At 52.3% G+C, this 24,677-nt stretch carries 20 protein-coding genes; 16 read left to right on the plus strand and 4 right to left on the minus strand.

Annotated features, from left to right (window positions below; genetic code table 11):
* Positions 1 to 78: 78 nt before the first annotated feature.
* The 4 genes from DVH26_RS13225 (at position 79) to trxB (ending at position 5,319) form a co-directional block, all read left to right on the plus strand.
* On the plus strand, positions 79 to 1,401 hold the full coding sequence (locus DVH26_RS13225; RefSeq protein WP_239634148.1) for an ABC transporter substrate-binding protein: 1,323 nt from the start codon (positions 79 to 81) through the stop codon (positions 1,399 to 1,401).
* Positions 1,402 to 1,483: 82 nt separating this feature from the next.
* Entirely contained in the window at positions 1,484 to 2,404 is a 921-nt protein-coding gene (locus DVH26_RS13230) for a helix-turn-helix domain-containing protein (RefSeq protein ID WP_239634149.1), read from the plus strand.
* 116 nt (positions 2,405 to 2,520) lie between these two features.
* Positions 2,521 to 4,236: an ABC transporter ATP-binding protein gene (locus DVH26_RS13235; RefSeq protein ID WP_239634150.1), complete on the plus strand. Its 1,716-nt coding sequence runs from the start codon at positions 2,521 to 2,523 to the stop codon at positions 4,234 to 4,236.
* A gap of 132 nt (positions 4,237 to 4,368) precedes the next feature.
* The gene (trxB, locus tag DVH26_RS13240; RefSeq protein WP_239634151.1) at positions 4,369 to 5,319 is read left to right on the plus strand and encodes a thioredoxin-disulfide reductase; all 951 of its coding nucleotides are present in this window, start codon (positions 4,369 to 4,371) and stop codon (positions 5,317 to 5,319) included.
* A gap of 73 nt (positions 5,320 to 5,392) precedes the next feature.
* On the opposite strand, the gene DVH26_RS13245 is transcribed toward trxB, so the two are convergent.
* Positions 5,393 to 6,586: a GntR family transcriptional regulator gene (locus DVH26_RS13245; RefSeq protein ID WP_239634152.1), complete on the minus strand. Its 1,194-nt coding sequence runs from the start codon at positions 6,584 to 6,586 to the stop codon at positions 5,393 to 5,395.
* 197 nt (positions 6,587 to 6,783) lie between these two features.
* Between DVH26_RS13245 and DVH26_RS13250 the strand changes: the two genes are divergently transcribed.
* The 7 genes from DVH26_RS13250 to DVH26_RS13280 all read left to right on the plus strand — a co-directional run bounded on the left by DVH26_RS13250 (position 6,784) and on the right by DVH26_RS13280 (position 13,756).
* Positions 6,784 to 8,157: a metallophosphoesterase family protein gene (locus DVH26_RS13250; protein WP_239634153.1), complete on the plus strand. Its 1,374-nt coding sequence runs from the start codon at positions 6,784 to 6,786 to the stop codon at positions 8,155 to 8,157.
* 70 nt (positions 8,158 to 8,227) lie between these two features.
* Entirely contained in the window at positions 8,228 to 8,965 is a 738-nt protein-coding gene (locus tag DVH26_RS13255; RefSeq protein WP_239634154.1) for an HAD family hydrolase, read from the plus strand.
* 126 nt (positions 8,966 to 9,091) lie between these two features.
* Entirely contained in the window at positions 9,092 to 10,384 is a 1,293-nt protein-coding gene (locus tag DVH26_RS13260; protein ID WP_239634155.1) for an ABC transporter substrate-binding protein, read from the plus strand.
* A 221-nt stretch (positions 10,385 to 10,605) separates the two neighbouring features.
* Positions 10,606 to 10,992 (plus strand): winged helix-turn-helix transcriptional regulator, encoded by a 387-nt coding sequence (locus DVH26_RS13265; RefSeq protein ID WP_239634156.1) that lies wholly within the window; start codon positions 10,606 to 10,608, stop codon positions 10,990 to 10,992.
* 116 nt (positions 10,993 to 11,108) lie between these two features.
* Entirely contained in the window at positions 11,109 to 11,813 is a 705-nt protein-coding gene (locus tag DVH26_RS13270) for a GntR family transcriptional regulator (RefSeq protein ID WP_239634157.1), read from the plus strand.
* Between the two features lie 21 nt (positions 11,814 to 11,834).
* Entirely contained in the window at positions 11,835 to 12,914 is a 1,080-nt protein-coding gene (gene uxuA, locus DVH26_RS13275) for a mannonate dehydratase (RefSeq protein WP_239634158.1), read from the plus strand.
* Positions 12,908 to 13,756, plus strand: coding sequence for an SDR family oxidoreductase (locus DVH26_RS13280; RefSeq protein WP_239634159.1), 849 nt, complete (start codon positions 12,908 to 12,910; stop codon positions 13,754 to 13,756). The genes uxuA and DVH26_RS13280 overlap by 7 nt, the downstream gene beginning before the upstream one ends.
* A gap of 210 nt (positions 13,757 to 13,966) precedes the next feature.
* On the opposite strand, the gene DVH26_RS13285 is transcribed toward DVH26_RS13280, so the two are convergent.
* On the minus strand, positions 13,967 to 14,449 hold the full coding sequence (locus tag DVH26_RS13285) for a GNAT family N-acetyltransferase (protein WP_239634160.1): 483 nt from the start codon (positions 14,447 to 14,449) through the stop codon (positions 13,967 to 13,969).
* A 30-nt stretch (positions 14,450 to 14,479) separates the two neighbouring features.
* Positions 14,480 to 15,328: an AraC family transcriptional regulator gene (locus DVH26_RS13290; protein WP_239634161.1), complete on the minus strand. Its 849-nt coding sequence runs from the start codon at positions 15,326 to 15,328 to the stop codon at positions 14,480 to 14,482.
* Positions 15,329 to 15,465: 137 nt separating this feature from the next.
* On the opposite strand from DVH26_RS13290, the gene DVH26_RS13295 reads away from it, so the two are divergent.
* Entirely contained in the window at positions 15,466 to 16,749 is a 1,284-nt protein-coding gene (locus DVH26_RS13295; protein WP_239635357.1) for a Gfo/Idh/MocA family protein, read from the plus strand.
* An 83-nt stretch (positions 16,750 to 16,832) separates the two neighbouring features.
* On the opposite strand, the gene DVH26_RS13300 is transcribed toward DVH26_RS13295, so the two are convergent.
* Positions 16,833 to 17,798 (minus strand): D-2-hydroxyacid dehydrogenase, encoded by a 966-nt coding sequence (locus DVH26_RS13300; RefSeq protein WP_239634162.1) that lies wholly within the window; start codon positions 17,796 to 17,798, stop codon positions 16,833 to 16,835.
* A gap of 183 nt (positions 17,799 to 17,981) precedes the next feature.
* On the opposite strand from DVH26_RS13300, the gene DVH26_RS13305 reads away from it, so the two are divergent.
* The 4 genes from DVH26_RS13305 (at position 17,982) to DVH26_RS13320 (ending at position 24,486) form a co-directional block, all read left to right on the plus strand.
* Positions 17,982 to 19,724, plus strand: coding sequence for an ABC transporter ATP-binding protein (locus tag DVH26_RS13305; protein WP_239634163.1), 1,743 nt, complete (start codon positions 17,982 to 17,984; stop codon positions 19,722 to 19,724).
* 40 nt (positions 19,725 to 19,764) lie between these two features.
* On the plus strand, positions 19,765 to 21,588 hold the full coding sequence (locus DVH26_RS13310; protein ID WP_239635358.1) for an ABC transporter ATP-binding protein: 1,824 nt from the start codon (positions 19,765 to 19,767) through the stop codon (positions 21,586 to 21,588).
* A 229-nt stretch (positions 21,589 to 21,817) separates the two neighbouring features.
* Entirely contained in the window at positions 21,818 to 22,918 is a 1,101-nt protein-coding gene (locus tag DVH26_RS13315) for an alpha/beta hydrolase (protein WP_239634164.1), read from the plus strand.
* An 11-nt stretch (positions 22,919 to 22,929) separates the two neighbouring features.
* A complete protein-coding gene (locus DVH26_RS13320) occupies positions 22,930 to 24,486 on the plus strand; it encodes a NosD domain-containing protein (RefSeq protein WP_239634165.1) in 1,557 nt (518 codons plus the stop codon).
* Positions 24,487 to 24,677 lie beyond the last annotated feature (191 nt).

Consider the following 24,677-nt stretch of genomic DNA (forward strand, 5'->3'; position numbering starts at 1 on the left):
GACTACTGGAGACTTCTACCTACAAGGTTGTTAGTCTCTTTTTTTTCACTTTAAACCGTGTCTAAGGGGAGATATCTTGTGATTAACAAAACTCGTTATACAGCTGCGGCAGCCGTATTGCTGCTGCTGCTTCAGGGCTGCAGCTCGGGCAAGGAGGCGGCAGTGATTGAAGAGCAGAAGGGGGAGCAGCAGGCGGAAAGCAAGGAACCGGTCACGCTGACACTATTCGTCCAGGCTTCCTCTGCCAATTTTACCGAGAAGGATTTTCAAACGTTTGTCGGCGATCCCGTTGCCAAGAAATATCCCCATATTACGATCACTTATGTTCCGAAGGGGCAGGGAAGCCAGCTGAACGATCTGATCACGGCAGGGCAGACGCCGGACATTATTTACGGATCGCTCGGCGATTTGACTGGGCTGAAGAAGATGAATTTGCTAAGCGATCTTGCTCCGCTGATTAAGAGTCACCGATTCGATCTGGGGCGCCTGGATCCCGATGCGCTGGACAATGTCAAAGCGAACAGTCCGGACGGGCAAATCTCGTTCATGCCCCACGCGATCAACGGTGCGGCGTTATACTACAATAAGGACCTGTTCGACCGGTTCGGAGTCGGGTATCCGAAGGACGGGATGACATGGGACGAAGTGCTCGATCTCACTCGCCAGATGAGCAGAACCGACAATGGGGCGCAGTACCGCGGGTTTGGCATGGATCAGTCGTTCTTCATCCAAAACAACCAGCTGTCCCTTCTGTTTGCCGATCCGGCGACCAAAAAAGCTTTGGTTAACGGCGACGGCTGGTTCCAATGGTTTACGACGATGAAGCGGTTTTATGAAATCGACAACAATAAGGTGGACGATACGACCAAGCTGAGCAATGCCTCGTTCTTGAAGGATAAAACAACGGCGATGTGGGCTGGTGCCAATTTGCTGAATGTGCTGCCTGAGGCGATGGCGGGCGGGCTTCAATGGGATATGGTGACGCTGCCTTCGTTTCGCGAAGCGCCCGGGATCGGGATCCAGCTGAACGCACCGTTCTATTCGATCTCTCCGACCAGCAAGCATAAGGTTGAGGCGTTCCAGGTTATCGAGGTGCTGCTGTCCGATGAAGTACAGCTGGTCCAGACGAAGCTCGGGAAGATGACGACGCTGAAAAATCAGGATATCCGCAGCCAGTTCGCGAGCGACCTCTCCTTTACAAGCGGTAAAAATGTGAAGGCCATGTTTGCAGCCAAAGCTGCCAAACCGATGAAGCCAAGCTATTACGATGCTTCGATTCGAAGTGTCGTCAGCGCCAAGTTCGGTGAGGTGATGAAAGGGGCCAAAGACGTCAATACCGCGCTCCGGGAAGCGGAGGATGAGGGCAATAAAGTCATTCAGGAGCTGGCAACCGCCGAATAGAGCCGGTCTTGTGGCATACTCGAAGAAGGGCGATTGCTGTATAATAGTGCTGTTGCCATAAGCACCTTAAAGGAGGACCGGCATGTTCACATTGAAGGATGAATCGTTTTATATTGACTATTTGCGCTTCAGAATACGATGGATTCGCAGCATGCCGAAGACAGCCGACTATTCCGTGCATCGGATGAGCTTTCCTTATACGTTGTTCTGGCTTGTGATGGAAGGACCGATTACTATGGTCATTCAAGGTCAAGAGCAGTCGATCGCGGCAGGGAGCCTGATCGTGCTCCCGCCCAATACTACGTTCAGCTTGCTGCCGCGCCAAGGGGAGCGGACGATCCGTTACTTGTCGCTGTGTGCCGATCTCAAGATCGGCAATTCCGATCTGGTTACGGTATATGGGCTTCCAACGGTGTCGAACGCAGCTTCTTCCTCAGAAGGTTATGAGCAGCTGGTCCAGCTATGGCTGGCTGCACTGGAGTCCTTCGATCAGCTGGGCGAGCTCATCACGGAAGAAGGTCCGTCGCCCGGCATCGGCCCCCAACACACCTATATCATCAATACGGGCATTTCAGCACAATTCTTGGGGCTGCAGGGCCTGTTATACCAATGGCTTCAGCAATTGTTGACCGTCATGCAGGATCGGCTTCCCAAGGAGCCGGTCCGTCTGGAGGAGCGGGTCATGAAGGTTTGCGACTATGTCCGTCATCATATCAGCCGTCCTTTAAGCCTGCAGGAGCTGGCGGAGCATGTCTTTTTGAGTCCAAGCCATCTCAGCTATTTGTTTATGCAAACGATGGGGATGCCGCCCATGGAATATGTCAGAGGGGTCAAGATCCAGACGGCCAAAACACTGCTAATGGACTCTGTGTATACGATAAAAGAAATCGCCGAGAAGGTCGGCTATGGGGAGCAAAGCCAGCTGAGCCGCGCCTTCCATCAGGCGGAGGGAATGAGTCCGTCGCGTTACCGGCAGATGATTCAAAACTCCTCCACCCTGTAAACTCTCCAAAATGGATTGCCAAATATTGTGATGAGCAGTAAGATGTACACAGAACAGGCTGACCGTACTTCATGAGGGATTGCAACCAAATCTGTGTATAGAAACGAGGGTGCTCGATGCTAAAACGATTTTTTTCCTATTATCGCCCTTACAAGGGCTTATTTGTGCTGGATTTCAGCTGCGCGGTTATCGCAGGCATCCTCGAGCTCGGCTTTCCGCTCGCCGTGAACCAGTTCGTGGATAAACTGCTGCCAGGCAAAGACTGGTCGCTGATTACTTGGGCTTGCATAGCATTGCTGGGCGTGTATGTGCTGAATACGGCGCTGCAGTACATCGTTACTTACTGGGGTCATATGCTTGGCATCAATATCGAGACGGATATGCGCAAAAAGCTGTTCGATCATATCCAGAAGCTGTCGTTCCGATTTTTTGACAATAACAAAACCGGCCATCTCATGACCCGGATTACGAACGACCTGAACGAAATCGGGGAAATCGCGCATCATGGACCCGAGGATGTGTTTATTGCCATTATGACGCTGATCGGCGCGTTCATCCTGATGATGTCCATCCATGTCAAGCTGGCGATCTTAACGTTTATCGTCATTCCGCTGATGGCGTGGTTCGCAATATTTTTCAGCAAAAAAATGACCCGAACCTATGAACGGCTGTTCGGCGACGTAGCGGAATTCAATTCGCGCGTCGAAAATAACATCGGCGGCATCCGAGTCGTTCAAGCTTTTACCAACGAGGAACACGAAAAGGAACTGTTCAAGGGGACGAATAAGCAATACCGCCTTACCAAGCTGCTTGCTTACAAATTAATGGCGAAAAGCATGTCCATCACCTATATGATGATGCGCTTGGTATCGCTGTTCGTGATGATTTGCGGGACGTGGTTCGTCATCCGCCAGGAGCTGACCTACGGGGAATTCGTCGGTTTCCTGTTGTTATCCAACGTGTTCTTCCGTCCGATTGAGAAAATCAATGCCGTTATCGAGAGCTATCCGAAAGGAATCGCCGGCTTCAAACGGTACATTTCCATCATGGATACCGAACCGGATGTTGCCGATGCGCCGGATGCGGTGAAGGTCGACAAGCTGAAGGGGGATATCCAGTTCCATTCCGTTACGTTCGGATACGACGAGCAGAAGAACATTTTGAACCGTCTGAGCCTGTCCATCAAGGCGGGGCAAACGGTCGCTTTCGTAGGGCCGTCCGGAGCCGGGAAGACGACGATCTGCAGTTTACTGCCGCGCTTTTATGACAGCACCGAGGGCACCATTACGATTGACGGCATGGATATACGCCGGATGACGCTGCAGTCGCTGCGCAGCCAGATCGGGATTGTCCAGCAGGACGTCTATTTGTTCGAAGGGACAATCAGGCAAAACATCGCGTACGGCAAGCTCGAAGCCAGTAACGAGGAAATATGGGAAGCCGCGCGGCGTGCGCAGCTGGAGGAATTTATCTTGAAGCAGCCTGACGGTATGAATACGCTGATCGGGGAGAGAGGAGTCAAGCTGTCCGGCGGTCAGAAGCAGCGGCTCGCTATAGCCCGAATGTTTCTGAAAAATCCGCCGATCCTCATCCTGGACGAAGCGACGTCGGCGCTGGACACGGCTACGGAGGTAGCGATCCAGGAATCGCTGGCCGAGCTGTCTGCAGGGCGGACTACGCTGGTCATTGCGCATCGTCTTGCGACCATCAAGAACGCAGACCGCATCGTCGTGGTGACGGAGGACGGCGTCGCCGAGGAAGGACCGCACCGCGAGCTGGTCGCTGCCGGCGGCATCTACAGCCGACTGCACGAAGCGCAGTTCGGCAGGTAAAATCTTCATCAAATCTTCATGAAATATTCATTATTCCTTCATTACGAGATTTACGCTGACTGGTATGATACTACTATACTTTTCAAGTGCAATTTTTGATTAGCAGCTATGTTTTCATAAGGAGTGATAACTATGTATAAATCCGTTATTATAGGCACAGGCCCAGCCGGGCTGACTGCAGCTATTTACTTGGCAAGAGCCAACCTGAAGCCGCTCGTTATCGAAGGTCCGGAGCCTGGCGGCCAGCTTACGACAACGACCGAAGTCGAGAACTTCCCGGGATTTCCGGAAGGTATTCTGGGACCGGAATTGATGGATAATATGCGTAAGCAAGCCGAGCGATTCGGTGCGGAATTCCGTACGGGCTGGGTGAACAAAGCCGACTTGTCCAAGCGTCCGTTCACGTTGTCCGTAGAGGGAATCGGCGAAATTCAGACGGAGACGGTTATCGTCTCCACCGGCGCTTCCGCCAAATACTTGGGCATTCCGGGCGAAAGAGACAACGTCGGCCGTGGTGTCAGCACTTGCGCGACCTGCGACGGCTTCTTCTTCCGCAACAAAAAAATCATCGTTGTCGGCGGCGGAGACTCCGCAATGGAAGAAGCGAACTTCCTGACTCGCTTTGCGTCTGAAGTGGTGCTGGTGAACCGCCGTACCGAGCTTCGCGCTTCGAAGATCATGCAGGACCGCGCTCGCGCCAACGAGAAAATCAGCTGGCAGCTGAACAAAACTCCGTTGGAGGTTTTGGCGGGAGACAGAGGCATTACCGGCCTGAAAGTTAAAAACAACGAGACCGGTGAGGAAGAGGTTATCGAAACCGACGGCTTGTTCGTCGCAATCGGTCACACCCCGAACACCAAATTCCTGGACGGTCAGCTCACTACCGACGACCACGGGTATTTGCTGGTGAACCCGGGCACAACGGAAACGAACATTCCGGGCGTCTTCGCTTGCGGCGACGTACAAGATAGCCGTTACCGTCAGGCGATCAGCGCTGCGGGAACCGGATGCATGGCGGCATTGGATACGGAACGCTTCCTGGAAGCGAACGAGATCGAGCATGCCGAAGCGGCATCGAAATAACGCATAACGGCGGATTGCCTAATCCGTTCAGAAATACAAGCTTGATGGGAAGGGACGATAGGTCCCTTCTCGGTCAAGCTTTTTCTATTTTTATCGCCGAGGATGCTTCTTCGCTTGCCGTGCTGCACGGATTTACCGGAGCAGTAGAGGCCCTTACGATCAATCGGGTCGGGACGACGACCTTTCTGCGTTTCTGCCGGGGATTTTCCATAATGGAGACAAGCAGCTTAACGGCCTCTCGGCCCACGCTGTACTCTTCTTGGCTTACGCAGGTTGGAGGAATGGCAGTAAAGCTGGAGAGCTCATAATCATCCAAGAAAACAACGGACAAGTCTTCGGGAATACGGATAGACATTTCTTTGACCGCTTCCATTAACGTCAGCCCGACAGCGGTATTTACTGCCAGCAGAGCGGTAATATCGGGGTTATTGCGCAAAAATAACTTTATTTGCTCCTTGCTGTCCGTATCTCCCATGCCTTCCGTATAGATCATATTAACTTTTTTTCGGTCCAGATTCATAAGCCGCATATGCCGGTCGATGAGGATGCTGTACTCGAACAAACCTCTCTCATACCCGTTAAGTCGATCCTCTATGCTCGTTGTGCCTTCCGGCTTGGTGGATACGAAGCCGATCCGGCGATGGCCGAGCTGGATCAAGTGGCTGCAAGCATCAAAGGCGCCTTCTGAATGGTCCGAGCTTACATAGTTGGTTTCGACGCCTTTTAAATAGCGGTCGACGACAACGACTGGAAATCCGTTCAAAATAAGCTTTAAAATCTCTTCATTGTAAGTTTGCCCATGGGACGGATAGATGATAACACCTTTGACATGAAGCTGGACCATTCTTGTCATCAATTCCTTTTCCGCCTCCTGGGAATCGCCCGTCTCGCTAAACAGCAGATGGTAGCCTTCTTCAGCCAGCTGATTTTCAATGCCGTTCAATAAACGCGCCGTAAACCGGTTGTCCAGCCGCGGCATCAGATAAGCGACAAGCCGTCCTGACGGAGAGGAGCTATAGACCGGGACTTCACCGGACTTGTCCTTCGCAACGAAAGAGCCTTTTCCCTGGATACGGTAAATAATTCCCTCTTCCATAAGAGCTGACAGTGCGTTCTTAATCGTAATTCTGCTGACGCGAAATCGGGCGGCCAACTCATTCTCGGACGGAATCCGCTCGTCGGGCAGCCAGCTCATCCGGATAATGTTATCCAGCACATATTCCCGAATTTGTTTATAAAGCGGTGTGCGTCCCGGTTGTTTTCTCATGACAGCCTCCAGACATAACAATAATACAACTTACTCCTTACCTAACCCGCAGTGTGTTTACAAAATATTAACAATGGAATTCCTATATAACAATTGACTGCCATCTCTTATAAAACATATACTTGTTCGTAATTGCAAGGAAAGAATAGCACAAATATTACAAATAATCAACTTGATAATCAAAGGGAGATGGCAGCGTGGATTCATTTCGTTTTGTAGTTATGGGAGATTTGCATTATGTGCAGGCTGAGTCGCATCAAGAGGTATTTAACGGCCGCGCGAAAGGCATTACGGAATTCGCGGATGTTACCCGGAATTTGTGGATGACGCACAACGTGACGCCGGAGATTATATCCGCCGTAGCCGCGCGAAAGCCGGATTTTATCATTCAAACCGGGGATATCATTCAAGGCCACTGCGACAACGAAGAGAGCGGTCTGCGCGAGATGAAGGAAGCGATGGAGCTGCTGGAGGGCTTAAAGGCACCGTTATTCTTCGCACTCGGTACCCATGACGGAGTTGTCGGCCGACGCGAGGAGCGGCAGGCCCGGCAGTTCGTATACCCTGCCATTGGAAAGGCATTAGGGACGTCTCCTTTAACGAAAGGCTATTACGCGTTTGAAAAAGCAGGTTCTTTGTTTATTGTGCTCGATTATACAACCTTTGTAAAAAACGATGAGCAGGCTCAATTTATTCAGGATACTTTTGCCAAGTCTACACAGTATGAGCATGTGTTCCTGTTCGCCCACCCGCCGCTCATATGCGTGGGAAGGCCTTTTTTCACCCATTACGATTTTGTCCAAAACGTTCTCGGGCAAATCGCCAGGTTCGAGGTTGACGCCTATTTTTGCGGGCATACGCACAATCAGGTTTCGACGCTGCATCGGATAGGCGATCATTGGCTGCCTCAGCTGAAAAGCTCGGTGCTGGGTTATCCTGACCGCCCGCCTGTTCCTTTGAGTGACGTTCGTCCGATTTTACCGGATCCGGCGGATATGGAATACGGTTGGGGCTATCTCGAAGACTCCGCTCCCGGATGGTGGGAAATCACGGTGAACGGACCGTCCATTCAAGCGGACTGGCATGTACTGCGGCAGGGAGTACAAGGGCAGCTTTGCTGGCGAAGAGGGGAAAAGGCGACGTTTACCCGGAAGCCTTCGTTCTCCACGACATCAGGACAGCCGCTGCCTGCGCTGAACGATATCCGGAGGGTGCAGCTTAGAGCGGCAGGCACCAACTGCAAAGCTCCGAACGGCTACAGAGTCTCTCTTAACGGAATGGAAATCGGAGCGCTGCCGCGTCTTGAGTATTTCGACAGCCGTCAATCGATGGAGATCCGGCCGGAGTTTTGGCCGTTGCTCGCCTCTGTAAACGATCTTTCTGTTACAATAGAGGATGAACCGATGTGCATCGGAGGTTTTGTCCTGGAGGTGGAGACGGACAGCGGCTGCATCCGCAGTACCGTATCCGATTATTACGCCAATACGGACAAGTGGGATCATTGGGGGAAGCATCCGGTGGAGAAAATAGCTGCTCCATCAACCGGCAGGTTCGAGCTGAAGTTCGGTTAACGTTTCGTAGGGCTCGGGCATAGGGATTCTTATGCTGCCCGAATATTTTTGGACATGGGGAGAGAGTGGAGTGGCATACAAATTGATCGCGCTGGATATGGACGGAACACTGTTGAACAAGGAAAAGCAAATTTCGGAGCAAAATCAAAAATGGATACAGTCAGCTATGGAAGCGGGAATCCATGTTACACTGGCGACAGGCAGACCGTTTAGGGATGCGGTCGTGTATGCCCGGCAGCTGAACCTGCAATCGCCGCTTATCATCAATAACGGCAGCGAGGTATGGTCATTGCCCGAGACGCTTCATACTAGATGTGAGCTGGATCCGCAGCTTGTGAACCGGATTCTGTCGGAGCTGCTTACCGAGTACGGCGAGAAGGTAGATTTCTGGGCGCATACCGTGGAGCAGCGAATAGACCGAAGCAATGTGCCGGAAAATACGGCTTCGCTTCGCTGGCTTCAATTCGCCGTTCGCAGCTCGGATGCGGTGGTATTGGCGGAAATCCGCAGTACGCTGGAATCGTGGAACGCATTCGAAATAAGCAACTCGCATATTACGAATATCGAATGCAATGCGCTCGGGGTTAGTAAAGCAAGCGGCTTGCTGGAAGCATGCAATAGGCTCGGTATCGATATGTCGGAAGTCATAGCGGTCGGCGACAGCCTGAACGATATTCCAATGATAAGGGCGGCAGGCTTGGGTGTGGCGATGGGGAACGCTCAGGAAGAAGTGAAGCTGGCGGCGGATGTTATCGCACCATCGAACCATGAAGACGGGGTAGCCCATATTATCCAGTCATATATATGACAAATAGACAACTTTGATACAGATTTAATGCAGGTTTAACAAATGAACAAGTTGTATTTTATACTTTCCCGTTACTATTCAATTATTAGGCCAGTCCAATAAGCGAATAGAAAGGGAGTTACAACTTTGAAAACACGTGTAGTTTATGGTTTCGCTGCTCTCATGATTTTGCTGTCGTCTACTGCTTGCGGTCAAACGGAACCCGCACCCGACAATCAAGCGAGTGCTCCAAAGACGCCTGAACCGGTTGTTTTGACGGTGTATCAGCAAGCGGAAATCAGCGATGAAGATTTTCAATTGTTGTTCGTTGAGCCGGTGAAGAAGAAGTATCCGTATATCGATCTGAAGCTCGTTCGACTGGATAAAGGCGTCACCCTGGATAATCTGGTGATTTCCGGCGAGGTTCCCGATATATTGACACCCCCGCATTCCGGCGTACTGGAATTAAGTCAGAAAGATATATTGTTCGATATCGCTCCGTTAGTGAAACAAGCTAATTTGGATTTGAACCGCTTCGATCCCGTAACGATTGACGCCGTAAGGTCGGATAAAGGAGAGCTTTGGGCGCTCCCATACGCCATGCAGTTTAATGCGCTGTATTACAATAAAGATCTGTTTGATAAGTTCGGCGTCGAATATCCTAAGGACGGCATGACATGGGACGAGGCTATTGAGCTTGGCAAGAAAATGATCCGAAATGAAGGCGGGATCCAATATCGCGGATTGGATCCGGTGAGCAGCTATATATTGAGCTTCCCGTTCTCACTGACTTACGTGGATGCCAAAACTAACAAAGCAAGCTTCAATAACGAGCAATGGAAAAAGGTGCTTGAGCTTACCCAGAGCATTCTGACGATCCCGGGGAATGAACTGAAAAGTACAGAACCAGGCGCGGCGACACAAGGCAACCTGTTTATTAAAGAAAAAAATGTAGCGATGCTCGCATCGACGAATTTAATGGCTCAAATCGGGAGCGCGGCTACCGGGATCAACTGGGATATTGCTCAGTATCCGAGCTATAAGGAAAAGCCCAATATTTCAGGCAAGCTGGATACTCATAATCTGGCCATATCCAAAACGAGCAAGCATAAAGAGGAAGCTATTAAAGTACTGGAAGTAGTAACATCGGACGAGGTTCAGCTGCTTAGCGCCAGAAAAACGGCAAGAATGTCTCCGCTGAAAAACCCGGAAATGCAAAAGCAATTTGGAGCCGAGGTGCCGTATTTGCAAGGCAAAAACATACAGGCAATATTCAAAAGCACCGTGTCGCCTGGTCCGATTTACTCGCCTTTTGAGGTCGACGGCAAGAAGATCGCGCAAGCGAAGGTAAGAGAGCTCTTGGCAGGCAATGTCGATATCAACACAGCTCTGAGACAGGCGGATGAAGAAATCAATAAAATGCTGGAAACAAAAAAATAACTTGCCTTGCGATCAATTTGTTTCATAGATAAGTTGACAAGCATGGCTGTAATGACCCCCTCAGAGGTAGATGAGGGGGTCATAGTATTACTGGCTCCACCTTCAATAGTAACCTCCAGGTAACCCCGTTTCGTGCAAGTGCCTACTTCCCAAACGGATACTGAGGAACTAAACTATACTTAATTACTTTATTGCATATAAGAGAATGGAGGCGGATATGGATGGCCAGCGATGTAAAAGAAAGAATTAATTTGAAGGAAATTAATTGCGAGAAAGAGCTGACATTAGCCGTCATAGGAGGCAAGTGGAAGCTGATCATCCTGTGGCATCTCGGTTTGGAGGGCACGAAGCGGTTCAGCGAGCTGAAGAAGCAAATTCCTAACATAACACAAAAAATGTTGACGAATCAGCTGAGGGAGCTTGAAGAGGATCAGCTGGTGCAGCGCAAGGTGTATCCGGAAGTACCGCCGCGGGTGGAATATTCCATGACGGAATACGGACAGAGCTTAATGCCCGTTCTCAAATTGATGTATGAGTGGGGACATAATTATAGAAGAGACGTCATCTGGAAAGAGGAGCCGGAGCTGTGTACGGGGAGCGGATTGTGATCCGCTTTTTATTTTCAATTGACTTGTATACAAGAATGTAAGTATACTTGAAATAACAAACGATCAATGCAATCATGGCTCAGTTCAAAATTGTAAATTTGGAGGTGCTGTCTATCATGACGTTTCTATCGCCGCTGCCTCCGCCTATTCAGCGCAAATCCCTAGGAGATCAGGTCTACGACACGATCAGGGAAAGCATCGTATCGCTGCGTGTGGAGCCGGGGAGCATGATTTATGAGAATGAACTGGCGGAGCTGCTCAATGTAAGCCGTACGCCTGTCAGGGAAGCGATCCGGCTGCTGGTAAGCGAGCAGCTGCTCGATGTGCTGCCCCAGCGGGGAACGAGAATCGCGTATATTTCCGAGCGCAAGGTGAACGAGAGCCGCTTTATCCGCGAGCATCTGGAGCTGGGGGCATTCCGGCTTGCAGCCAAGCTATGGAATCAGGAGGATCATGCCGAGGTGAGCCGAACGGTTCACAGCTTGATCGAGCGGCAGGAGCAGGCTTGCGCCGAACAGAGGGTCGAGCTGTTCCTTCAGCTGGACGAGGCGTATCACCGGGCTATTCTCGAGGTGACGGGCAACCTGACGCTGCTGCAGGTCGTGAATCAGATGCGGGGACATCTGAACCGCGTACGCTTTTTGGCGTTGAAGCAGTTTCACTATATGAACGAGGTAATAGAGGAACACCTCGGCCTGATCGAAGCGCTGGAGCAGGGCGATGAGCAGCGGACGGTGCAAAGGCTGGCGCAGCATATAGGCAAGCTGGATCACGAGCTGCCGGAGCTTCGCAAGGCGTATCCGCATTATTTTGTCAACTAAGACTTGGGGGAGGCTTGTCTTATGAGGATGGTTTTTCGATGGTATGGGGAAGGAAATGATTCGGTAACACTGCCGCAAATTAAGCAAATCCCCGGTGTGGAGGGAATCGTCTGGGCGCTGCATGACATCCCTGCCGGTGAAGTATGGCCGATGGACCGGATCTTGCAGCTGAAGGAGCAGATTGAGGGGCACGGGTTCCATATCGAGGTTGTGGAAAGCGTCAACGTGCATGAAGATATTAAGCTCGGCTTGCCGAGCAGGGACAAGTACATAGACAACTACAAGCAGACGATCGAGAACCTTGGGAAGGTCGGTGTCACAACGATCTGCTATAATTTCATGCCCGTATTCGACTGGGTGCGGACCGATCTGCATAAGGAGCTGGAGGACGGCTCCACGGCACTCTTTTATGAGAAGGTCAAGGTGGACGCCATGAACCCTTCCGAGCTCGTGCACAAAATTAACGAGAATCCGGATTTTACGATGCCAGGCTGGGAGCCGGAGCGGTTGTCGAGGTTGTCCGAGCTGTTTGAAGCCTACAAGGACGTAACCGAAGAGAAGCTGTGGGACCATTTGCACTATTTTTTGGAACGCATCATTCCTGTCGCGGAGGAGAACGGCATTCGAATGGCCATTCACCCGGACGACCCGCCTTGGCCTATATTCGGGCTTCCACGGATTATGACCTGCCGGGACAATTTCCGCAAGCTGTTGAAGCTGGTCGACAGTCCGTATAACGGGATCACCTTATGCAGCGGGTCTCTTGGAGCTAATCCGGCTAACGATATCGCCGGGATGGTAAGGGAATTTGCCGACAGCATTCCTTTCGCCCATATTCGCAATGTCCGCCGATACGACAACGGGGATTTTATTGAAACCTCGCACCGGGCACGGGATGGCTCCGTCGACATCTGCGATATCGTGAAGGCTTATCACGAGAATGATTTTACAGGCTACGTCCGTCCCGACCACGGAAGGCATTTATGGAACGAGCAGTGCAGGCCGGGCTACGGATTGTATGACCGTGCGCTTGGTATCATGTACTTATGGGGAGTATGGGATTCGCTGGAACGAACGAAACGGGGGAGCGTATCATGTTAACGATTCATGAGCATTTAAAAGGGAAAGTAGCGATCATTACCGGAGGAAGCGGAGTGCTGTGCTCGGCGATGGCGAAGGAGTTGGGGCGGCAGGGAGTCAAGGTCGCCGTATTGAATCGAACGACGGAGAAAGGCGAGAAGATCGCCTCGGAAATAAGGGAGGCCGGAGGTGAAGCGATCGCCGTTGCTTGCGACGTGCTGAATGTCGAGAGCGTCAAGAGAGCCGAGCAAACCGTCGCAGAGACGTTCGGTCCTTGCGATATTTTGATCAACGGCGCAGGCGGCAATCATCCGAAGGGGAGTACGACCAACGAAACGTTCAAGCTGGAAGATCTGGACAACAAGGAGATCACGACGTTTTTCGATCTAAGCGAGGAAGGCGTAAGCTACGTATTCAATTTGAATTTTCTCGGCACGCTAATTCCCACCCAAGTGTTTTCCCGCAAAATGATTCATAGACCGGGAGCGGTCATCATCAATATGTCCTCCATGAGCGCCCCGAGCCCCATGACGAAGGTGCCGGCCTACAGCGCGGCCAAAGCGGCCATCGAAAATTTCACGCAATGGCTTGCCGTACATATGGCGGACGCCGGAATCCGCGTCAATGCCATCGCGCCGGGGTTTTTCCTGACGGAACAAAACCGCAGGCTGCTGACGAACGAAGACGGCTCTTTAACGGAGCGGTCTCATAAAATTATTACCCATACGCCGATGAGGCGCTTCGGCAAGCCGGACGATCTTCTTGGGACGATGCTCTGGCTGGCTGACGATACGATGTCCGGCTTCGTTACAGGAATAACCGTCCCCGTGGACGGAGGATTCATGGCCTACTCGGGCGTGTAGCTTCGGAACCGCTCTCCTCACACAGTTTACTATGAGGAGGGCGGTTTTTTCGTTTTAGCGGTTGTGGATGTGACCGTGACCGGGACTGTGAAACCAATTTACCATCCGGAGCTCGCTGTAGCTGACCTTCCAGCCTAGCTTCTCGTTCACGCTCGCCATTGCTTTACCTGTATCTGAATCGACATGGGAACCCTCCTGCTAAAATGTCTACTACAGCTGCAGTTCCATCCGCCGGTTGCGCGTTGTCAATCCGTACGATTCGTACAAGCGGATCGCGTCCGAGTTGAATTCCGCAACGTTAAGCTCTAACGATGATGCCCCAATATCTCGTGCATAGCGGATTGCATATTCCATTAATGACGCTCCGATCCCTTGTCTGCGGTACGTATCTTTGACACAAAGATCATTGACGTACAGATACAGCCGGGGCGTCCGGAAGACCGGTCCGGCAGGCGCAAGCTCCTTGTTCAAAATCATATAAGCCACAAGCTCGCCGCTCCCGTTTTCCGGCTCCGCAACGATCACTTTCGTTTTTTCCGCCGCTAGATACGTTTCGATGGAACGCTCGTTGTAAGAGTCAGCGCTTACAAACAAGTCGGGTCTTGCTTCGGCATGAACATCGTCCAGCTGTCTTCTCAGGGCAATCAGTTCTTTCGCATCATGAAGAGCGGCTTCCCTCAAACGGTAGTTCAATTCGTTCACGATCCTTTCTAAATTGGATGGTTACTGCACGTAGAGGCGGTAATCCCTCGGCGTCATCCCTTCATGGGTTTTGAACATTTTCGTAAAATAGCTTTGGCTGCAAAACCCGACCCTTTGGGCAATTTCGCCGGTAGGCAGCTTGGAGGACGCGAGAAGCTCCTTGGAGCGGGTCAGTCTGTATTTGATCAAATATTCGAGAACGGAATAGCCGGTCGATCTTTTGAAAATACGCGAGAAATAATACTGGCTCAAATGAACGGCGTCGGCGACCTCCTCCAGCTTGATCGGGAGCTGGTAATGGTTCTCGATGTAATCGATCGCCTCCCGGATTTCCTTCGGATAATCGGGCGATACGTTGGGGGACAGCACGGCATCGCGCTCCATCTTGGTTACGAGCAGCTCCGACAGGATGCGGGTGATATACGCAGACGCGGATACCTCCAACCCGACCGGACGCGTCCGAAACATATGGAACAGCTCCCGGAACATGGAATGGACGGCGTTGGTGTTGCGAACCTGCAGCACCGGCTGCTCCTGGCATCCCAGCATCGCATAATAATCCGCAGCTTGCATTCCGCCGAAACGGACCCAGAGAAGCTCCCATGGATCGTCGGGATCGGCATGATAGCAATGCTCTTCGTTAAGATTCAGGAGGAAAAGGTCGTTTGGCTTCAGCTTGTATTTGCGGTCTTTTCCTTGAACATAGCCGGACCCGCTGACAACGAATTTCATCTGATAGGCATAAAAAAAGCGCCGGTCCACGACATACGACGGCTTGCATTTGAACCAGCCTACGTCTTGGACGAAAAACATGCATTTTTTCGCGGTTTCGCTAGGGGAATGGGTTATTGTCTTATAAAAATACGTCAAGTCCGTCACACCGCCTGGAAAGAGCAAGATTGTTATAAAAATAGGGCAAGGTTGCTTCAAAAGCTGCGCGATGAATGCGCTATACTTTTGATTATAGCATGTTACCCTACTACATTTGCCGGGAGAAGTGAAAAATGATGAAACAGCTGACCGCCATACTGCTTGGGGCAGGGGCAAGAGGAGCCCGCAGCTATGCACCCTACGCCCTTGATTATCCTCACGAGCTGAAGTTTGTAGCCGTTGCCGAAAAGGATCCGGCGAGAAGGCAAGAATTTGCTCAAGCCCACGGCATTCCCGCCGAGCAATGCTATGATTCCTGGACGCAGCTGATGGAGCAGCCGCGTATGGCGGACATCGCGGTCATCTGTACGCAGGACCGGATGCATTTTGAACCGACGATGGAAGCATTGGCCAAGCAGTATCACGTTCTGCTGGAAAAGCCGATGTCTCCCGATCCCACGGAATGCGTGCTGATGGAGCAAGCAGCCAAGAAGCACGACCGATTGCTGACGATATGCCATGTGCTTCGTTATACGCCATTTTGGACCGCAATCAAACGGGTCATTAAAGAAGGGCGGCTCGGCCAAATCGCCTCCATTCAGCTGAACGAAAATGTCGGCTACTGGCATATGGCTCACAGCTTCGTGAGAGGCAACTGGCGCAATTCCGATACGTCCAGTCCGATGATTTTGGCCAAGTCGTGCCATGATATGGACGTCTTGTCGTGGCTCATGGACGAACGATGTACGAGGGTGAGCTCATACGGCTCACTGATGCATTTTCATTCCGGCAACGCACCGGAAGGAGCTCCATCCCATTGTATCGACGGCTGTCCGGCCGAGTCGGATTGTCCTTATTATGCTCCGCGGTTTTATCTGGGCGAAGGAAAGAGCTGGGCGAAGCATTTTACGCAGGAGCTGACCCGTGAGAGCATCGTCCAAGGATTGAAGGAAACCGATTACGGACGATGCGTGTACCAAAGCGACAATAATGTAGTGGATCATCAGGTTGTGAATCTGGAATTCGCCAGCGGAGCTACCGCGATGTTCAGCATGTGCGGCTTTACGCGCCATCAGGAGCGGCGGATTCAAATTATGGGCACCCGTGGCGAGCTGCGCGGCGAAGAAGGCCGGATCGTATGGATGGACTTCCTGACGCACGAGGAGCATACGATCGACATTCCCAAGCAAACGAGCGGTCACGGCGGCGGAGATAGCGGCATTGTCAAAAGCTTCCTTCGCGAGGTGCGCGAATACAACGGCGAGGAGAGCTTTACGTCTGCGTCCGCTTCCGTCCGAAGCCACTTGCTTGCTTTTGCAGCGGAGGAGTCCCGCATGAGTAACGGCCAATCGATTGACATCGATGAGTATTATCAAAAGGTTTTGGCTTCCGGAACTTCCGGAGTCTCCGGAACGAAATGAAAATAAAAAGGAACAGCCCGGCCCTTTAAGGGTCAGGCTGTTCCTTTTTTATTTACCCTGAAGTACTCCGCCAGGAGGTTTTATCAAGAGAGAGGATTGACAACGTTGTCCGTCTTCCCGGCGAGGAAGGATCTGACATTGTCGACGGCCGTCTTCATAAGTCTTGCCCGCGCTTCTTTCGTAGCCCAAGCGATGTGCGGCGTAATAATGCAGTTCTTCGCGGTCAGCAGCGGATTATCTGCGCCCGGAGGCTCGACGGACAGCACATCCAGTGCGGCTCCGGCAATCCTATGATCATTCAGCGCATCGGCCAGATCCTGCTCTACGATCAGCGGGCCGCGCGAGGTGTTGATCAGGAACGCGGACGGCTTCATCAGCGCCAGCCGGTCTTTATTAATTAAACCCGACGTTTCCGGCGTTAAAGGACAGTGGAGGCTGACGATATCCGACTCCTTCAGCAGCTGCTCCAGTGTAGCCCATTCCACGCCTTCGACGGGAGCAGGGGTTCTTTTACCGCTTCCTACAGCCAGTACACGCATATCCATCGCATTCGCGATTCGGGCGGTTTGGGTGCCGATTTTGCCGAGACCGATCATGCCGATCGTCTTCCCCGACAGTTCCGTGAGCGGCGATCTCGTGAAGCAAAAGTCGGTGCTGTTTGTCCAATCTCCGGCTTTGACCGCCGCGTCATGACGCCCGACATGATGGCACAATTCGAGCAGCAGCGCAAATACGAACTGCGCAACCGAATGCGTCCCGTAGGTAGGCACGTTGGTGACGGGAATGCCTCTCGAGCGCGCCGCTTCCGTATCCACAATATTGTAGCCTGTAGCCAGAACCCCGATATATTGCAGCTTCGGAAGCTTCGTCAATGTCGATGCGTTAAGCGGAGTTTTGTTCGTCAGCACGATCTCCGCATCGGAGGCTCGCTCTACAATAAGCTCCTGCGGCGTACGGTCATAAATCGTAAGACGGCCAAGTCCGGACAAGCCGTCCCAGGTCAAGTCTCCCGGATTCAGCGTAAATCCGTCCAATACTACGATGTTCATGCACGGTTCCTCCCTTAGATACAAAAAAGTACGAATGAAGCGGTACAAGCTCATTATACTATGATTCGGCTGTACGGCCACTCCTAATGAAGATGCTCCCAAGCAAAAAGGGAGTGACAATTTACTTTGAAAGGAGTATGTTTTATATAGTGAAGCTAACTAATTTGGGAGGGGAACTTCGACTTGTCATTTTTCCGGAAATATGTAAAGAAATATTGGAAAATGTTTATTGTGGCCGTGCTCTTTCTGACTTGCGAAGCATTGGCCGACTTGACTCTGCCGACGGTCATGTCGCATATAATCGATGTCGGCGTGGCCGACAGGAACATGAATTATGTGCTGAGCATGGGCGGGTTCATGCTGCTGATTACGGGGCTCGGCGCCTTGGCGGCAACAGGCAGGAACATTGTGGCGAGCCGCGTGTCGCAGGCGTTCGGCACCGAGCTGAGACAAGATCTGTTCGGTAAAATACAAACGCTTTCATTCGAAAACATCGATCAGTTCGAGCGCGCTTCGTTGATTACGCGATTAACGAACGATGTGACACAGGTGCAAAACTTTACGAACGGGATGATGCGGATTTTCGTCAAAGCGCCGTTGCTGTGTATCGGAAGCTTGATTATGGCAGCGCGTCTCAACTCCCAGCTGGCTATCGTATTGGCAGTAGTAGTTCCCATTGTCGCCATTCTGATTGCCTTGAATATGAAAATCGGGTTTCCGCGGTTTATCCGCGTCCAGAAGGCGCTGGACAAGGTGAACGGCGTTATGCGGGAATATTTGTCCGGCGTGAGGGTTGTGAAGGCTTTTAACCGGTTCGATTACGAGGTGGAGAAGTTTCAGGACGTCAATCAGTCGTATCAGGCTCGTTCGATCGAGGCGATGCGGGCGATGGCGATCTTCAACCCGGCCATTATGCTGACGATGAATCTCGGCATTATTGCCGTGCTATGGTTCGGAGGCTGGGGCGTTGACCGGGGCACGATTCAAGTGGGAAATATTATTGCTTTTATCAACTACATGACGCAAATTTTGTTTGCTCTTATGACCATTTCCATGGTGTTCAATATGTTCGTGCGGGCCAAAGCATCGGCACTGCGCATCGGCGAAGTGTTCGATCAAGACAACAAGATGTCTTGGCGGGAGGAAACCGAGCTCGATCCGGCCACCCAAGGAACGATCGAGTTTGACAATGTCAGCTTCTCGTATGAAGGAGCTTCGGGCGACCCGGTTATTAAGCATATATCGCTGACGTGTCTGGCTGGCGAAACGGTAGGGATTATCGGATCGACCGGCTCGGGAAAAAGCAGCCTGGTCGGCTTAATCCCGCGCTTTTACGATGCGACCTCGGGAACGATCCGGGTGGGCGGCGTCGACGTGACTCAAATCGATCCCGCCAAGCTCAGGGAGAAAATCGCGATCGTCCCTCAGAAAACCGTGCTGTTCACCGGGACGGTGACCGAGAACATCCGCTGGGGCAAAGAGGACGCTACGATGGAGGAGATTGTCAAGGCATCCGAAGCGGCGCAAGCGCATCCGTTCATCACCTCGTTCCCGGAAGGCTACGAGACCCTGCTGGGTCAGCGGGGAGTTAACTTTTCGGGCGGACAGAAGCAGCGGGTATCTATAGCAAGAGCTCTTGTCCGGAAGCCGGAAATTCTCATCCTGGACGACTGTACGAGTGCCGTCGATACGGCGACAGAGGCGAAAATCAAGGAAGCGCTGAAGACCTATACCCAAGGGCTGACGTGCCTTATTATCGCTCAGCGAATTACGTCGGTTATGGATGCCGATAAGATCGTCGTGCTCGATCAAGGAGAGATCGTCGGAATAGGAAAACACGACAGGCTGATGAAAGAATGCCTAGTCTATCAGGAAATTTATCAATCTCAGATGGGGAAGGAGGTACACAAAGATGTCGAAGCCTAATGAATCGTCCAGAGAGACGCAGACACCTCCCGATTTGCCCATGATGGGGCCAGGGAGACCGGGCGGATTCGGAAATCGCGCCAGAGGCGGTCCGGTTGCCAAGCCGAAGCAGTTCAAAGCGACGCTTAAACGAATGTGGCAGTTCGTCGGCCACCAGCGCAAACGTCTTGCGATTGTGTTTCTGTTTATATTGGCGAGCTCGGTGCTTACGCTGACAGGTCCTTTCCTTATCGGCCACGCTATCGATGCTATGACGGCGGCGGATGGTGGAACGGTTCACTTTCAGCTGCTGGAGCTGTTTATATTGGGACTTGCCGCCGCTTATTTGATCGACGGGGTGCTGACGTTTTTGCAAAGCTGGTTTATGGCGGGCTTATCGCAAAGAATCGTCGGGCATCTGAGGGCCGCATTGTTCGAGAAGCTGCAGAAGCTGCCGCTCGGATTTTTTGATTCGAAGCCTCACGGCGAAGTGATGAGCCGGCTGTCGAACGATATCGATAACGTGAGCAATACGATTTCACAGTCAACGACCCAGCTGATGTCCGGAGTCATTGCACTGATCGGATCGCTGACGATGATGCTCATCTTAAGCCCAATTCTCACGCTCGCAACGCTAATTACGGTACCGCTAGTCTATTTGCTCGGCAAAACGATCACCAAGCGAACAAGCGTCTTGTTCAAGGAGCAGCAGGCGCAGCTCGGCAAGCTGAACGGCCATATCGAGGAGACCATTTCGGGCATTCATGTCGTCAAAGCATTCAATCATGAGGACAAAGCGATACAGGAATTCAACGAAGTGAACAACAAGCTGTACCAGGTCGGACTCAAAGCGCAAATTTATTCCGGCTTCCTGATGCCCCTGCTTGCCGTAATCAACAATATCGGTTTCGCTGCAGTAGCTGTCGTCGGAGGCGTGCTGGCCGTCAAAGGGAGCATTACCATCGGGGTTATCGCCAGCTTCCTCAGCTATTCGAGACAGTTCGTCCGGCCGCTGAACGAAATGGCCAATACGTATAACATTCTTCAATCCGGCGTCGCCGGTGCCGAGCGGGTATTCGAGATCCTCGATGAGAAGGAAGAGCCGGAAGATCCGCCGCATGCCAAGGAGCTGCGCAATCCGAAGGGGCATGTCGTATTTGAAAATGTCACCTTCGGCTACAGACCTGATGTGCCGATCCTGAAGCATGTCGATTTCGATTCGCACGAAGGCAGCAGTACGGCGCTTGTGGGGCCGACAGGCGCAGGCAAAACGACCATCGTCAATCTGGTGACGAGATTTTACGACGTAACGGAAGGGACGATCTACATCGACGGTGTAGACATCAAGGAGTACACGCGTGACAGCCTGAGACGATGCTTCGGCATCGTGCTGCAGGATACGTACCTGTTCTCGGGTACAATCAAGGAGAATATCAAGTACGGCAAGTCGGACGCAACGGACGAGGAAGTGATCGAGGCGGCGAGGATGGCCAACGCCGATCCGTTCATCCGGCGGCTGCCGAAGCAGTACGATACCGTGCTGTCCGAGAACGGCGGCAACTTGAGCCAAGGACAGCGCCAGCTGCTTGCGATTGCCAGAGTCATATTGGCTAAGCCGTCGATTTTGATTCTGGATGAAGCGACCAGCAGTATCGACACGCGGACGGAGCTTCATATCCAGGACGCGCTGCTCAACATTATGCAGGGCAGAACGAGCTTCATCATCGCCCACAGGCTGAACACGATCCGGGATGCCGATACGATTATGGTTATCGACCGTGGCGAAATCGTCGAGAAGGGAAGCCACGATCAGCTGATCGACCGGCAAGGAACTTACTATCAAATGTTCTTCAATCAGTTTAAAAATTTGGAAGGCTCCCATTAACAAGGAGAAACGGAAGACCAGGTGCCGTGAATGCGGCGGCCTGGTCTTTTTATGCGGCGAGAGGGAACGAATTGATTTTCAGCAGTTAATAAGGTATAAAAGCGGTCGATAAATTGACCCATTACAAACTTATATAATTGTTATTATGTATATTGACTGCGCTTACACCATTGTATATAGTTGAATTATAGGTTAGATAAGAGTCAATATGCATATAAGGGGAATGCCGATGCGACTCACATTAGGGTACAAAGGAGTTGTGATCATATTGGGAATGCTCGCTATGACGATAGCCTGCACTTCGGCTCCGTCCTCACGTTCCGCCGAGCACGACGGGGCGTCAACACAAACTGCAAGGCAGGGGGCCGGAGGAACGACATCTGCCGTCAACGACGTACCGGCTGCGGCGAAAACGGAAGAGGAGCCGCCTTTTGTCGCGCCGAAGGGGGTTACGCTGTATGAAGAAGTCGAGATCGGAAAAGCCGGGAATCGCCAGATGCATGCTTCGATAGCTGTCCCGGAAACACCGCCGGACGCCCCGATGCCGGTTATGGTCTATATCCACGGAGGCGGCTGGAATCACGGCGACAGGAAGGGGGCGCTTGGTTCCATTTGCGGTTACGTAACCAAGAGAGGGTATATCGGCGTGTCCTTGGATTACCGGCTTACTCCGGAAGCTCCGTTTCCTGCCCAGCTTCAGGATGTGAAGCTTGCCATCCGCTATTTACGAGCTCATGCCAAGCAGTACCACATCGATCCGAGCCGGATCGGCGTGTGGGGTGTATCCGCAGGAGGCCACTTGGCTGCGCTGCTCGGAACTACCGGAGACTTGGCGTCGGCGAATCGGGGATCGATGTCTGGCGGCGGAGATAAAGCGATCGCAATCGACTTGTCCGGTACAGGCGGCTGGCCGGACTATTCCGAGCAAGTGCAGGCCGTAGCCGATTGGTACGGGCCGTCCGATTTCACGACTAAGGAAGCGGATTCGAACAAGTCGATCGCCGCATTAATGGGCAATAAGCGCGCTCTTACGGTGCCGGAGCTGGCGAGATCGGCGATGCCGGGGACTTATGCTTCCCCCAACACGCCCCCTTTCTGGATACGTCATGGGGATGCAGATACGACGGTGCCGTTTACGGAGAGCGTGAAGCTCGCGCAGCAGCTGAAGGATGCGGGCTCCCCCGTCGTCGATTTCAAAATCGTGCCGGGCCAAGGCCACGGCTTCAAGGGCGAGGCGGCGGCGCAGGCTTCTGAGGAAGCTTGGGCGTTTATGGACCAGCATGTCAAGCATCGGATCTTATCGGAACCCATCCTGTATAAGAAGAAGTAAAGGAGACTGCGATGATCAAATCGGTTCGTTCATCAGCGATAATCGCTGCTGTCGCTGCCCTGTTTCTTATAACTTTGACAACGGTTATTATTGCGGTGCAGCGGCAGCACGCGGAGCCGGCAGCTGAAGGCATAACGCCCGCCATGCCGGCAGCACCTGCTCCAGCCCCGACAACGTCGCCGTCGCAAGCTTCTGCCCTTGTGCTTGCCTCTTCGGAAAAGCCCGGATTATACCGGGCGGACGGTACGGAGCATCCGCTTCATGCCGATCATCCGGTTACGGGGAAGACGCTCCTTGCTGCCGATTTCGGCGCGGACCCGGCGGATAACGGAACAGACGACACTGAGGCTATTAACGCTGCCATCAAGGCGGCACAGTCCGGGGATGAAGTGCTGCTGAGCAATGGCGTGTACAATTTAATCCGTACGCTTCCTGCGGATAAAACCGCGAATATCGAGCTGAAAAGCGGAGTCAATTTGCGCGGCGAGAGCCAGGACGGCGTCATTCTTCGCTCGTACCTGGACCAGCCTGATTCCAACACGAGAGTCATCAAAGCGCTCGGCGTCGACAGCATTCTCATTTCCCATCTGACCGTCAGCTCCGATTTCAAAGGCAAGTATCCTACCGACCGGACGGCGAACAATCCGGATCGCGGCGGACCGCTCGTAGGGATTTACATTGAAGACGCCTCATCCAGAGGCTCCCGCCAAATCACCATCGATCATGTGACCGTCGAGAAGTATCAGCGGATGGGAGTCCGCATTAGCCGAAGTCACGATGTTATCGTACGGAACTCGTTGTTCCGCGACGCTACGGATCTAGGCGGAGGCGGCGCAGGATACGGCGTCGTCATGCAGGGGATTCCCAAGGTGAGCCGCAGCGGCTTTGAGAACGATTCGTATTTTAACGTGGTGGAAAACAGCCGGTTTAAAGGGCCTTATATACGTCACGGGGTATTAATCCAATACCTTTCTCACAACAATGCCGTACGGAACAACACGTTCCAGTCCACGGCTCTCGATTCGATCGATCTGCACGGCGAGGGCGAGTATTTGAACGAAATTCATCATAACGCCATCAGCGGCGTCATCACGGGTGCAGGCATCGGCTTGGGAAATACGGGAGGGACGCCGCCCAACAATCATTCGGCTTCCGGGCCAGGTAATTTCATTCATCACAATACGATTGCGGGGTCGCGCAGCGGCATTACGGTTTCAATGGGGAGCCCCGATACCATCATAGAAAACAACATGATTACCGGAAGTGCAGTGAAGAACGGAACCGGTGTTACCGTGATGAACGGCCCGGGGACGATCGTACGCAATAATACGATTCGTGACAACATAGCGGACGGCTTCTGGGGAATAGCTCTGCTGAGCGATCCGGGAGATAAAAGCAACAACGGACTGGGAGCCGGGATTCCCGACGGCGTCCGGATCACAGGCAATATCGTAACGCACAACACCAACGGGGTTAAAATTGCCCAAGGCACGAATATCTTGGTGCAAGGGAATGACATTCGGGACAATGTACGTGACAATTTCGTAGACCAGCCGGCAGCCAAATGATAATGCGCGATGAGGCATCGACCCTCCAAATCAGAAGTCAAGGACCGCGAACGCGGGGCTTGGCTTTTTTGCTGTTGCTGCGGGGAACCCCCCATTAGACGAGCAGAGAAAGTATGTCTTCTAGCTTTATCCAGTGAATAAAACAAATAAATGAAATTTTCAGGCAAAATTCCTAAAGTTTACGTCATTTC

The organism is Paenibacillus sp. H1-7 (assembly GCF_022354825.1).
Lineage (GTDB): Bacteria > Bacillota > Bacilli > Paenibacillales > NBRC-103111 > Paenibacillus_S.

Coding starts and splice junctions, on each gene's coding strand:
- DVH26_RS13310 (WP_239635358.1), top strand. CDS start 19,765: ATGATGGGGCCAGGGAGACCGGGCGGATTCGGAAATCGCGCCAGAGGC.
- trxB (WP_239634151.1), top strand. CDS start 4,369: ATGTATAAATCCGTTATTATAGGCACAGGCCCAGCCGGGCTGACTGCA.
- DVH26_RS13265 (WP_239634156.1), top strand. CDS start 10,606: ATGGCCAGCGATGTAAAAGAAAGAATTAATTTGAAGGAAATTAATTGC.
- uxuA (WP_239634158.1), top strand. CDS start 11,835: ATGAGGATGGTTTTTCGATGGTATGGGGAAGGAAATGATTCGGTAACA.
- DVH26_RS13270 (WP_239634157.1), top strand. CDS start 11,109: ATGACGTTTCTATCGCCGCTGCCTCCGCCTATTCAGCGCAAATCCCTA.
- DVH26_RS13295 (WP_239635357.1), top strand. CDS start 15,466: ATGAAACAGCTGACCGCCATACTGCTTGGGGCAGGGGCAAGAGGAGCC.
- DVH26_RS13245 (WP_239634152.1), bottom strand. CDS start 6,586: ATGAGAAAACAACCGGGACGCACACCGCTTTATAAACAAATTCGGGAA.
- DVH26_RS13315 (WP_239634164.1), top strand. CDS start 21,818: ATGCGACTCACATTAGGGTACAAAGGAGTTGTGATCATATTGGGAATG.
- DVH26_RS13235 (WP_239634150.1), top strand. CDS start 2,521: ATGCTAAAACGATTTTTTTCCTATTATCGCCCTTACAAGGGCTTATTT.
- DVH26_RS13320 (WP_239634165.1), top strand. CDS start 22,930: ATGATCAAATCGGTTCGTTCATCAGCGATAATCGCTGCTGTCGCTGCC.
- DVH26_RS13230 (WP_239634149.1), top strand. CDS start 1,484: ATGTTCACATTGAAGGATGAATCGTTTTATATTGACTATTTGCGCTTC.
- DVH26_RS13280 (WP_239634159.1), top strand. CDS start 12,908: ATGTTAACGATTCATGAGCATTTAAAAGGGAAAGTAGCGATCATTACC.
- DVH26_RS13300 (WP_239634162.1), bottom strand. CDS start 17,798: ATGAACATCGTAGTATTGGACGGATTTACGCTGAATCCGGGAGACTTG.